The sequence below is a fragment of the Moraxella atlantae NBRC 14588 genome (genome assembly GCF_001591265.1).
Lineage (GTDB): Bacteria > Pseudomonadota > Gammaproteobacteria > Pseudomonadales > Moraxellaceae > Faucicola > Faucicola atlantae.
Genome location: NZ_BCUL01000032.1, coordinates 1 through 12,220, shown reverse-complemented (window position 1 = coordinate 12,220; position 12,220 = coordinate 1). Strand labels below are relative to the sequence as shown.

General features: G+C 46.7%; 12 protein-coding genes and 1 pseudogene. 10 read left to right on the top strand and 3 right to left on the bottom strand.

The features are described 5' to 3' along the window. Positions 1-25: 25 nt before the first annotated feature. Positions 26-769, bottom strand: a complete 744-nt coding sequence (locus tag MA2_RS11585; RefSeq protein ID WP_067059432.1) for a glutathione peroxidase — start codon at positions 767-769, stop codon at positions 26-28. A gap of 288 nt (positions 770-1,057) precedes the next feature. On the opposite strand from MA2_RS11585, the gene MA2_RS10020 reads away from it, so the two are divergent. Together MA2_RS10020 and MA2_RS10015 are read left to right on the top strand one after the other, a co-directional pair. Then, a complete protein-coding gene (locus MA2_RS10020) occupies positions 1,058-1,546 on the top strand; it encodes a YajQ family cyclic di-GMP-binding protein (protein WP_067059430.1) in 489 nt (162 codons plus the stop codon). Positions 1,547-1,577: 31 nt separating this feature from the next. Further along, positions 1,578-2,003: a hypothetical protein gene (locus MA2_RS10015; RefSeq protein ID WP_067059428.1), complete on the top strand. Its 426-nt coding sequence runs from the start codon at positions 1,578-1,580 to the stop codon at positions 2,001-2,003. A 74-nt stretch (positions 2,004-2,077) separates the two neighbouring features. Here the strand turns inward: MA2_RS10015 and hisB are convergent, their stop codons facing one another. Together hisB and def are read right to left on the bottom strand one after the other, a co-directional pair. Further along, entirely contained in the window at positions 2,078-2,680 is a 603-nt protein-coding gene (gene hisB, locus MA2_RS10010; protein ID WP_067059426.1) for an imidazoleglycerol-phosphate dehydratase HisB, read from the bottom strand. A gap of 58 nt (positions 2,681-2,738) precedes the next feature. Continuing rightward, positions 2,739-3,257, bottom strand: a complete 519-nt coding sequence (gene def, locus MA2_RS10005; RefSeq protein WP_067059436.1) for a peptide deformylase — start codon at positions 3,255-3,257, stop codon at positions 2,739-2,741. Positions 3,258-3,658: 401 nt separating this feature from the next. On the opposite strand from def, the gene MA2_RS10000 reads away from it, so the two are divergent. The 8 genes and pseudogenes from MA2_RS10000 to MA2_RS09970 form a co-directional block, all read left to right on the top strand. Continuing rightward, positions 3,659-4,798 (top strand): LysM peptidoglycan-binding domain-containing protein, encoded by a 1,140-nt coding sequence (locus tag MA2_RS10000; RefSeq protein ID WP_067059424.1) that lies wholly within the window; start codon positions 3,659-3,661, stop codon positions 4,796-4,798. A 33-nt stretch (positions 4,799-4,831) separates the two neighbouring features. Next, entirely contained in the window at positions 4,832-6,088 is a 1,257-nt protein-coding gene (dprA, locus tag MA2_RS09995) for a DNA-processing protein DprA (RefSeq protein WP_245945265.1), read from the top strand. Positions 6,089-6,115: 27 nt separating this feature from the next. Beyond that, positions 6,116-6,775: an L-threonylcarbamoyladenylate synthase gene (locus MA2_RS09990; RefSeq protein WP_067059420.1), complete on the top strand. Its 660-nt coding sequence runs from the start codon at positions 6,116-6,118 to the stop codon at positions 6,773-6,775. A 134-nt stretch (positions 6,776-6,909) separates the two neighbouring features. Then, positions 6,910-7,839 carry an RNA-guided endonuclease InsQ/TnpB family protein gene (locus tag MA2_RS09985; RefSeq protein WP_444542986.1) on the top strand — a complete coding sequence of 310 codons (930 nt, stop codon included), beginning with the start codon at positions 6,910-6,912 and terminating at the stop codon, positions 7,837-7,839. Positions 7,840-8,054: 215 nt separating this feature from the next. After that, positions 8,055-8,135 (top strand): annotated as a pseudogene (locus MA2_RS11615) (hypothetical protein); the annotation flags it as partial. Positions 8,136-8,382: 247 nt separating this feature from the next. Beyond that, a complete protein-coding gene (grpE, locus tag MA2_RS09980; protein WP_067059434.1) occupies positions 8,383-8,976 on the top strand; it encodes a nucleotide exchange factor GrpE in 594 nt (197 codons plus the stop codon). A 171-nt stretch (positions 8,977-9,147) separates the two neighbouring features. Further along, positions 9,148-11,088 (top strand): molecular chaperone DnaK, encoded by a 1,941-nt coding sequence (dnaK, locus tag MA2_RS09975; protein WP_067059418.1) that lies wholly within the window; start codon positions 9,148-9,150, stop codon positions 11,086-11,088. Positions 11,089-11,339: 251 nt separating this feature from the next. Next, on the top strand, positions 11,340-12,220 hold an 881-nt coding region (locus tag MA2_RS09970), incomplete at its 3' end, for a TonB-dependent receptor plug domain-containing protein (protein ID WP_218002938.1).

Genomic DNA, 12,220 nt, shown 5'->3' with positions numbered 1-12,220 from the left:
GTCTTTTTTTATGTCAAGCCATAACTTACTGCTCAGCAAAATACCGCTGCAAATCGTCATCGCCGCCGATATGCTTACCACCGATAAATACCTGTGGCGTGGTATCGCGACCTGAGACTGCACGCATTGCGGTTAAGCTTGCGTCTTGACCCAGAACAAACTCTTCATACTCATAACCTTTGTCGCTTAAAGTTTGTTTGGCTTCAGCACAATACGGGCAACCAGGTTTGGTGAAAATCGCCACCGCAGGTTTATCTGTCCAGCCGGGATTGATATACCGCATCATCGTATCCGCGTCTGATTTTTCATAGGGGTCATCGCTGTCAGTGTCTTGTGGCTCATCAAAAATCTGCACGATTTTGCCATCATCAACCAACATCGAATAACGCCACGAACGCTTACCAAAGCCAATCGCTGAATCATCAATCAAACGTCCCATAGCCTCGGCAAACTCACCGTTACCATCAGGCAATACACGCACGTTGTTACAGTTTTGGTCTTTTGCCCATGCATTCATCACAAAGGTGTCATTGACCGCCACACAGATGATGTCATCAATACCCTGTCGTTTGAACTCACCTGCCAATTCGTTATAACGCGGTAAATGCATGGATGAACACGTTGGCGTAAACGCCCCAGGCAAAGCAAATAGCACGACTTTTTTGCCTTTAAACAACTCATCGGTGGTAATATCGACCCATTTACCGTTTTCTTGAACGTGAAAAGTCACGCTGGGTACGGTTTGCCCAATCATATCTTTAAATGCCATATGAATGCTCCTTGTGTTAGATTTTGTGTTTATCAGATTGCTTGTTGCTTAATACTTAATGATTGTACCAATAAACTGCGTAAACAAATGTACGGTTATGGCTATTAAAGTGCAGCATTTGGCTAGTTTTTTGCACGTTTTTGCTTAAATAATACAACCTTGGTTTATTTTAAGCGATCGGCTTAACTCATCGATCAGGTAGGTTCATTGCTCATAATTGCTAAAATCAGTTATCATAGCGCAAGCAAATTTTGTATTCATTATTCATTATTCATTAGGAAGTATGCCATGCCATCATTTGATGTTGTCTCAGAACTGCAAACCTTTGAAGTCAAACACGCCGTACAAAATACCGAAAAAGAAATTGCCACCCGTTTTGATTTTAAAGGCAGCGATATCCGCGTTGAGCTAAATGAAAAAGCCAAAACCATCACCATCACGGCAGACAATGAGCTGCAAATTGACAACGTATACGCCATGCTGGAAAAACACTTGATCAAGCGCGGCGTGGATCTGCAAGCCTTAGCCCCACAAGACAAGGCAGGTGCAGGCAAGCAGGTTAAACAGGTGATTGACCTAAAAGACGGGCTAGACGGCGATACCGCCAAAAAAATCACCCAAGCATTAAAAGCGTCGGATATTAAAGTTGCTGCCAGCATTCAAGGCGATAAGGTGCGCATCACCGACAAAAAAAGGGACAACCTGCAAGCGGCGATGGCATTGCTAAAAGAAAAGCAATTTGGCGTGCCACTACAATTTAATAATTTTAAAGACTAGCCCTTTGTCTCATCAGCTGGATGATTTTATTATGAAACCTTATTGCATTTTGGCTGGTCTGCTACTGCTAAGTGGTTGTCAAGTTAAACCACAAAACACTGAAGCGACAAAGGCAGCAAACGCCGAAAATAGCAGCGCAAGCGCAGCAGCGCAAACCACAGCGCTCAAAAAATCAATTCCGAAAAATAAAGACTACAGCCGCGTGGTCGATACCATCAATGAACAAAGCTACCCAACCACGTATGCAAAGCTAGGGCAAGCCACTGTTGAACGTACCAACCAGCTGTTACCCAAAGTTGCACGCAAAGCTGACGAAAACCCAGCATGTGATGAAGTGCGCTGGGTAGCACTGTCTGATAAACAAGGCGATGCCAAGAATGGCCAAGCCGTATTCTATGCCGATTGTGTCAATGGCTACCGCGAATACATCAACGAGCAACAGCTATCAGCCAACTAGTCCAACTGCCAAATTAAAACGCAGGTCAAATAATACATTTGCCTGCGTTCATTAATACAGTGGTAACAGCCAGTTTAGAGCGCTTGTTTGGTACTCGGCAAGCTATCCAGCGCGCGCTCATCATACTCAACCGCCATACGTAGCGCACGTGCAAACGCCTTAAAAATGCTTTCAATTTGGTGATGGCTGTTTTTGCCCTTCAAATTATCTAGATGTAGCGTAATCATGGCATGATTGACAAAACCATAAAAAAATTCGCTAAACAAATCGACATCAAACGTGCCAATCCGCGCACGGGTAAATGGGATATCCATGTGCAACCCAGGGCGGCCTGAGATATCGACCACTGCACGGCTCAGGCTTTCATCAAGTGGGGCATAAAAATGCCCATAACGGCGAATACCTTTTTTATCACCGATGGCTTGCTTAAAGGCCTGTCCCAACGTAATACCAACATCTTCCACACTGTGGTGGTCATCAATATGGGTGTCGCCGTTGCAGGTGATATCCATGTCAATCAAGCCATGGCGTTTGATTTGCTCAAGCATGTGGTCTAAAAACGGCACGCCCGTGTCAATCGTGCCTTGCCCTGTTCCGTCAAGGTTGATGGCAACGCGGATTTGGGTTTCGGCGGTGTCGCGGGTGACGTTGGCAGTGCGGGCAGGGCGATGGTTCATGGATGTAGCCTAAATTTTTTACAAGTTTAAATATGCCAGTTAAAAAACATGGTTTGGGTTATGCTTGTTCACGCTCGCGGTTTTTGAGCACTTTACGTACCTTGTCGCGTGCGCGGTCTTGCTTGAGTTTAGATAAATAATCGACAAACAATTTACCGTTTAGGTGGTCGCATTCGTGCTGAATGCACACCGCAAGCATGCCTTCGGCTTCCTCGACAAAGGTGTTACCATCCGCGTCTTGCGCCTCGATTCTTACGCGTTTAGGGCGGTCTACTTTGTCATAATAATCGGGCACGGACAAGCAGCCTTCTTCATAGGTGTGCAAATCTTCAACCAGCGGCGTGATTTTAGGGTTGATAAACACGCGCGGTTGGCTTTTATCTTCCGATAAGTCCATTACCACCAGCTGGATATGCTCGTCTACTTGCGTGGCAGCCAGCCCAATGCCATTGGCATCATACATGGTGGCGAACATATCATCAATCAGCGTTTTTAAATCCGCATCAAAACGCTCAATAGGTCGCGCCAGCGTGCGTAAACGCGGATCAGGATAAGCCAAAATTGTACGAATTGCCATAGTCACCTCTTGTGCCAACCAGTCAAGCGCAGTTGCTAGCGCAAGCCTGCGATTTTTTAAACCTTGCATTATAGCAATAAAATATCGGCGCTTGGATGAAAGCATTGAATCAAGTCAATTGATTTTACCAAACAACAAGCGCAATGCGATTGAGTCATGGCTAATTGATGGGGCAAATACACCGCGATTACAATGCTGTTTTAGAACTGGTCTAATGACAGTCTAGGTCAAAACGTAAGATAAAACGCCGTAATTGGCTGATAAAGCTTGTAACTTTGGCTAAATTTTGTGCTATGCTAAGCCGCGATTACAATTTTACGCTTTACGGTAAGATAGCCGATAAAATAAGCCCAATCGCTAAGCAATAACTGGCGTTGGTGATAGTTTGCAGGAACCCAACAATGAAGCCAAATGCGCGTTTTTTTTCACCTTCTTTTAAAAACCAAACCAAAGCACAGCTCAAAGCACTGTGCATAGGTCTATTAGCCTGCTGCGCGCTGGGCAGTGCCAATGCTGCTAACAACCCACCGCCAACCATCAAAGCCGAAGCACCCAACCGCTATGTGGTCAAAAAAGGCGATACGTTGTGGGATATTTCGGGCAAATACCTAAATAGCCCGTGGCGTTGGCGTGAGATTTGGGCGGTTAATCAGCAAGTACGCAATCCCAACCTAATTTATCCCAATGATGTGCTGATTTTGTGCGTGGTTAAAGGTAGAACTTTGGTTGGTATTGACACAGGTACGGGCTGTGCAGGCGTAGAACAAGCCGCCAGTCAGCCAGCGATAGATATCGAGCCTGCGCCGTCAGAGCTGGCAGGTAGTATTCCGACAATTCCGCTGACCTCGATCGAGTCTTGGCTTAGCCGTACGGTCATTGTTTCACCTGATGATTTTAATACCACACCCTATGTATTGGCTTCAAAAAACAAAAACATCATCACAGGCGCGGGCGACACTATTTATGCCAAAGGCGTGCCGCTAATTGTGGGGCAACACTATGGCGTGTATCGCGCAGGGCAGCCGTATGTCGATCCAACCACACGCGCGGTTATCGGGCTTGAGGTCACTCAAGTGGCATCGGGTAAAGTCACCGATGTTGCCAGCAACGGCGTGTCAAGCTTACGTTTGACCGCGTCTTATGGACAAGAGGTGCGTGAAGGCGACCGCGTGTTTGTGGAAGTTGGTAACTATTTGCCGCCGATGTTTTACCCACGCGCCGCCCAAGTCAGCCGTGGTGGGCGTGTGATTCGTATCATGGACGCGCTAAGCAGCGTGGGGCGTGATGGTGTGGTAGCGATTAACTTGGGCAGCCGTCAAGGCGCACAGGCAGGTGATGTGCTGTCGGTTTATCAAAAAGGCGCGACAGTGCAAGACAACTTTGGCACCACCAAAGGCGCAGTGGTGCGTTTGCCAAGTGAAGAAATCGGGCATGTGATGGTATTTAAAACCTTTGATAACATCAGCTATGCGTATGTGCTTGATGCCGAAAGTCCAATCCGCGCTGATGACTATCTTATGTCACCGCGTGATCAAGACTAGTTTGATGGGTACCGATAAAAGGTAATCATCAGTTTGGCACCACTTAATGCCGCCCAGCGTGCTAGCCTCACGCTATGGCAATTGACCAATATGTCCACGGCAAGCTTTGCCAAACTATTGGCAGCGTTTGGCACGCCTGCACAAGCCTTGACAAAATCGACTACCGATTGGCAAGCAGCAGGCGTGCATGCCAGCCATATCAAGCGGTTTGGCGAGTTTATCCAAGTAGGACGGGTGGATAAAAATATTGAGCGCATCTGCAGCCAATTGGCTTGCGGTGAGTACCAAATCGTGTTTTATGCCGATAGCGCGTACCCTGCCAGCCTCAAGCAATTATACGACCCACCGCCGTTGTTGTTTTATCAAGGCAATGTGCAGGCGCTTGCCATGCCGCAGCTTGCTATCGTGGGTAGCCGCAAACCCAGTGCTCATGCCGACAAAATCGCCTTTGATATGGCGCAATATTTGGCATATGAAGGTTTGTGGATCACAAGCGGCATGGCAGAAGGCATTGACAAGCAAGCCCATCTTGGTGCATTGACACAGACCCATCCTACCCGTCAGGGGCGTACGGTGGCGGTACTTGGCAACGGTATTCGCCTATGCTATCCCAAACACCATGCCAACCTTAAGCAGCATATCATCGCCAGTGGTGGCTGTGTGATTAGCGAGTTTTTGCCCGATACGCCTTCAACCAAATACAATTTTCCGCTGCGTAATCGACTGGTGGCAGGTTTAAGCCTTGGCGCGTTGGTTGTCGAAGCTGCGCTCAAAAGCGGTTCGCTGATTACCGCCAACCTTGCCAATGAACAAGGCAAACAGGTATTTGCTGTGCCCAGTCATATCGACAACGTCAATGCCAAAGGCTGCCATCAGCTAATTCGTGATGGCGCAACGTTGGTGGATCATCCTGCCCAGATTTTAGAAGACTTGGCGGTGTTTCAATCACCGCTCACCGCACAGCAAGCTGTGTCAAAACCAGTCACACCACAACGAGCCGTACAACCAACGCCAAATGCTGACATTGTGCCCACGCTCCACGCCGTACCCGTGAGTCAGCCAACTACCGAGACACCACCTAGCCATCAACCAATGACGGCTGAAAATCCAGACTTGCCCACCTATCTATTGGGCTTACTCAACCAAATGGACTGGGTCGGGCAAGACATGGACGCGCTACTGGCAAAAAGCCAAACCGATATCGCCACCTTGACGGGCTGGCTGATTGAGCTAGAATTGATGGGATTCGTCATGCAGCAAGGCGGTTTATACATGCGCTGCCGTGCATGATAACCAACCCAAAGATTAAGGTAGCCCATGAACGTATTTAGCTCCCAACAGCTTGACCAAGCCACCGCATGGTTGCAAAAAGGCCATTTACTCGCTTATCCCACCGAAGCGGTGTGGGGTATTGGCTGTGACCCGTTTAACCGCCCTGCCGTCAGCGCACTGCTTACCCTCAAAGACCGCACCATCGAAAAAGGCTTGATCGTACTCACACCCAGTGCCGATTATATCACAGCGTTTTTAACCGATTTATCTGCCGCGCACCGTGAGCAAATCCTAGCCAGTTGGCACACTGCTGCTGAGCATACCACGCCAACCAACACCCAAACCGCCAACCCTCAAGCCACCACCCAACGCCAAGCCAACACATGGCTGCTACCCATCCCCAAGGCAATAGATATTCCCGACTGGCTGACAGGTGGGCGTGCCAGCCTTGCCGTGCGTGTAATCGCGCCGCATACCACCATCGCCAAACTATGCACCCACATTGCCACAACCAACCCTGCCAATCCATACGGCTTTTTGGTTTCGACCAGTTGTAACCCAAGCGGTGGCAAGCCTGCTACCTTGCTCGCTGACGCGCAAGCGTACTTTGGTGATGCCATTGGCTATCTAGACGCGCCCACGCTCGGCTACACCCAGCCCAGCCAAATCCGTGACGCTGTCACAGGTGCACTGGTGCGTTTATAAATGACAAAACCTTAAAACTTAACCAAAATTTATCTTCCGTTGCCGTAAAACCACCGACTTCAGGCGGTGGATATAAGGCAACTCTGTAGCTATGCTTACACACGATAAGATACTAAATATGTTAAAATAAACCCATGAAAACACTCAAGCTACGCATACGAGACAAACACACAGACCAACTAAACCGCCTAAGCGGTTCGGTTAATTTCGTATGGAACTACATCAATGACTTGAGTTACAAGTACCTACAAAAAACAGGCAAATTCTTTTCAGCCTATGACCTAAACGAATATACCAGAGGTAGCGGCGAATTTCTTGGCTTACACTCGCAAACCATCCAAGCCATCAACGAAACCCATGCCAAATCGCGTCGCCAATGCAAAAAAGCCAAACTATCATGGCGAACCAACAACCCAAACTCAAAACATAAATCACTCGGCTGGCTACCATTTAAACAATCCGCTATTAAACACATTGCCACCCACCAAACAGGCAAAAAGGGCTTAAAATCAACACTACAACTAAGCCTAGCCAAAGGACAAAAACTCATCATCGACCTATGGGACAGCTACAATCTATCGCTGTATCAAATAAACACCTGCGAGATTGTACAAGACAGCCGTAACCGTTGGTATGCCTGTATCACCGTCAAAGAATACCCTAAAACCCAATGCGGAGCAGGTAGTGTCGGTATTGACTTAGGGCTTAAAGACAATGCCACCACCTCAAAAGGTGATAAACTGCAAATCAAACAGACCCAAGCATGGGCTAAAAAATTAGCTATCGCCCAACGTGCCAAAAACAAACAGCGTGTTAAGGCAATCCATGCCAAAATCAAAAATACCCGCCAAGACCTCATCCACAAATTCACCACCCGATTAGTCAAAGATAACGCGCTAATCGTGGTTGGTGATGTTAAAACCACCCAATTTAACAGCAAAAAAGGCAAACTAGCCAAATCGGTTTACGATGCAGGTTGGTTTGAACTCAAACGACAACTGACCTACAAGTGCGAGCACGCAGGTTGCCGTTTTGAAATCGTAAATGAACGATACACTACCTGAGGACGGCACTAGCGAAGCACTGCTTCGCCCGTCCGCAAGACAAGGGCTATGCACGCCGTGACTTGTTCGTGTTGCGGTCAAATCGACAGCAACAGTCCGAAAGGTAGAGCAGGTTTGCGAATAAGAGATGAGAACGGATAAGCAAAGCACTGCTTTGCCCGTTCGCAAGACAAGAGCTATGCTCGCAGTAGACTTGTGCGAAGTGTGGCACACGGCATGATAGAGATATTAACGCCAGTCGGAACATTCTTGCGGTCGGGCTTGACCGTCTTGTAGAAGGAATCCCCTCACTTTAGGGAGGGGAGGAAGTCAATGAAGTTGAAATAAGCTGGCACATTGTTTAGCCAGTCTTTAGCCAACAACGTTTTATCAACAAAAAAATTCGACAAAACCCTGCTAAAATCCGATCAGCTGCTTGAAAAGTTTTCGCCACAACATCATAACCATGACTAGACTTTTTAACAGGGGTAAAATCCCAAATTTTCTGCAAGTGTATTGCCATTTTCACCTTGTTTCTTGAAACACAACAACACGGAGAACACCATGTCAGCTGAGCAAAGCACCACCAACAGCCAATTGCACCAAGAACAACTCAATCAAACCGAAGCCGTATCGAACGTACTTGGCGATGCGATTGAAGAATCTGACCCAAGCGTCGAGCCCAAAATCATCGACAGCCAAATTGACCCAGCCATGTTTGAGCAACGCATCGCTGAGCTTGAAGGGCAGGTTAAAGAAGCCAAAGAAGCCCATGCCCGTGCCAATGCCGAAGCCTACAACGCTCGCAACCGCATGGAGCAAGAAGCCGAAAAAACCAAAAAATTTGCCCTTGAGCGTTTTGCCCGCGAACTGCTAGACGTGGTCGATAACCTAGAGCGTGCCATCGCAAGCAGCCAAGACGACAGTGACCCTGTGCTTGAAGGCGTTAAACTGACTCACAAATCACTCTTGAATGTGCTTGAAAAAAACCACATTCATGCCATTAACCCACAAGGTGAAGACTTTGATGCGGACTACCACGAAGCCGTTGGCATTGACCCACAAGCCGAGAATGGCAAAGTTGGTGAAGTGTTGCAAAAAGGCTACAAGCTTCACGACCGCCTACTGCGCCCTGCAATGGTACGCGTTGGTGGCTAAGCCATCAAAATTGGCAAACAAAAATTATCGATATTGGATAATAAATTGCTTGGAAAAAACTTGAATTCCACACACCCAATACCGATATAGCAAAGCAACCGCTAAGGCGTTTATTAAGTAATTGAAAAATAAACGCCTATTAGCAACAATAACAAATTGGAGTAAATAAACATGGCAAAAATTATTGGTATTGACTTAGGTACTACCAACTCGTGCGTGGCAGTGCTTGAAGGCGATAACGTTAAAGTGATCGAAAACGCTGAAGGTGCACGCACCACCCCATCGATCGTAGCTTACAAAGATGACGGCGAAATCTTGGTTGGTCAATCGGCAAAACGCCAAGCAGTTACCAACCCAAAAAACACCTTGTTTGCTATCAAACGCTTGATTGGTCGCCGTTTTGATGACAAAGTCGTCCAAAAAGATATCGGCATGGTACCTTACAAAATCGTTAAAGCCGATAACGGTGATGCGTGGGTCGAAATCAATGGCAAAAAAATGGCACCGCCACAAATCTCTGCCGAAGTCTTGAAAAAAATGAAAAAAACCGCTGAGGATTATCTTGGCGAGCCTGTGACCGAAGCCGTCGTGACTGTACCTGCGTACTTCAATGACAGCCAACGTCAAGCGACCAAAGATGCGGGTAAAATTGCAGGTCTTGATGTTAAACGTATCATCAACGAGCCAACCGCAGCGGCTTTGGCATATGGTATGGACAAAAAAGGCGGCAGTGACCGTAAAATTGCTGTCTATGACTTAGGTGGCGGTACATTTGATATTTCAATCATCGAAATCGCTGACGTAGATGGCGAACAACAATTTGAAGTGCTTTCAACCAACGGTGACACCTTCTTGGGTGGTGAAGACTTTGATTTGGCACTAATCGATTACTTGGTTGAAGAATTCAAAAAAGACAACGACGTCAATTTAAAAGGCGATCCGTTGGCAATGCAACGTCTAAAAGAAGCTGCTGAAAAAGCTAAAATTGAATTATCAAGCTCACAAAGCACTGATATCAACTTGCCATACATTACCGCTGATGCCTCAGGTCCAAAACACTTGGTTGTTAATGTGACCCGTGCCAAACTAGAAAGCTTAACGACAGACTTGGTTAATCGCACCATTGAGCCTTGTAAAGTTGCCTTGGAAGATGCTGGTCTAAAAGCAAGTGACATCGACGACGTAATTTTGGTCGGTGGTCAAACCCGTATGCCATTGGTACAACAAAAAGTCCAAGAATTCTTTGGCAAAGAACCACGTAAAGACGTGAACCCAGACGAAGCAGTGGCTATGGGTGCAGCAGTACAAGGCGCGGTATTGGCAGGTGACAAAACAGACGTATTGTTGCTTGACGTGACCCCATTGACCTTGGGTATCGAAACCGCGGGCGGCGTGATGACCCCAATCATCGAGAAAAACACCATGATTCCAACCAAGAAATCACAGGTATTCTCGACGTTTGCCGACAACCAACCTGCAGTAACCATTCAAGTGTACCAAGGTGAGCGTAAAGTCGCTAACCAAAACAAACTATTGGGTACATTTGACTTGACTGGTATTCCACCAGCGCCACGTGGTGTGCCACAAATTGAGGTGACCTTTGACATCAACGCCGATGGTATCATGAACATCTCGGCAAAAGACAAAGGCACAGGCAAAGCACAAAGCATTCAAATCAAAGCCGACTCAGGTCTATCAGACGCTGAAATTGAGCAAATGATTCGTGATGCCGAAGCCAATGCCGCTGAAGATGCCAAGTTTGCCGACCTTGCGCAAGCACGCAACGAAGCCGATGGACGCATCCATGCCGTACAAAATGCTCTAAAAGACGCAGCCGACAAAGTCACTGCCGATGATAAAGCCAACGTTGAAGCGGCCATCAGCGCGCTAGAAGCTGCCACCAAAGAAAACGACACAGCGGATATCAAGGCAAAACTTGAAGCATTGGACAATGCCTTCTTACCAGTTAGCCAAAAAATCTACGCTGATGCAGGTGCAGGGGCAACAGATGGTACCTTTAACGCAGGTGCACAAGCGCAGCCTGAACAAAGCAGCCAAAACGATGACGTGGTAGATGCAGAATTTACTGAAGTCAAAGACGACAACAAATAATCCTTTACCGTTTTTAAAAAATACCGTCCTAGCAGGCGGTATTTTTTTATCAAAAAACAGGCTTTAATTTTGTGGGCAAACAGCGTTTTTTAACAATCGTAAGAAATAACGTTTTTTAATTCTAAAAATCCTTAATAATTTTCGTTTGTAAATGATGGCAATTATTATTTACATTTGTTTTATCATAAATTATAATTATTCTCGTTTGTAAATGATGGTTACATTACTTTAACATTTGGAGTGCAACATTGATGAAATACCTTGCAAAAACTTCTCTTAGCTTAGCAATCGTTGGTATCATGACCTCTCAGACAAGTTTTGCCGATACGGCACACAATAACAAAGAGCCGATCGTACAATTGGGTTCGTTGAGCGTAAGCCTTGACAAACAAGGATCAAAAATTCAGACCGATGTGGTGACCCTGCAAGAAAAAGATGAAAGCACAGCCACCACGCTGCGTGAGCTGATGAAAAAAGATGCTGCGATTGATTTTGGCAATGGTAATGGTACGTCTCAATACATTACCATCCGTGGCATGGGACAAAATTCGATTGATGTCAAAATCGACAACGCTTACTCTGATAGTTCTATTTTGTACCATCAAGGTCGTTTTATGTTAGACCCCTCCATGGTCAAAATCGTCAGCGTGCAAAAGGGTGCAGGTTCTGCGTCTGCAGGCATCGGTGCCACCAATGGGGCGATTATAGCCAAAACCCTTGATGCCGAAGATTTGTTAGAGCCTGGTCAGAGCCTTGGATTTAAAGTTAACGCAGGTTACAGCACCAACGATGAGCATTCATATGGTGGCGCGGTTTATGGCAAAGCAGGTGCTTTTGATTTCTTGTTAAACGCCAACAAAGTGGACCAAGAAAACTACACCGCAGGCAAGGGCTATAAAAATTACCTAGGCGGCGATGAGGTACCGTCTTCTGCCCTTGACAAAACAGGCGTATTGGCAAAAATCGGTGTCAATGCCACGGATGACCAACGTTTTGTACTAAGCCATTTTAACGAGACCAATAAAGGTGTGCGTAACGTTCGAGAAGAGTTTGATATTTTCTCAGCGGCGGTTAATCCACGTTTGACCATTGAAAGGCAAAAGCCGACTTATCGTGAGCTTTCATTGAGTAA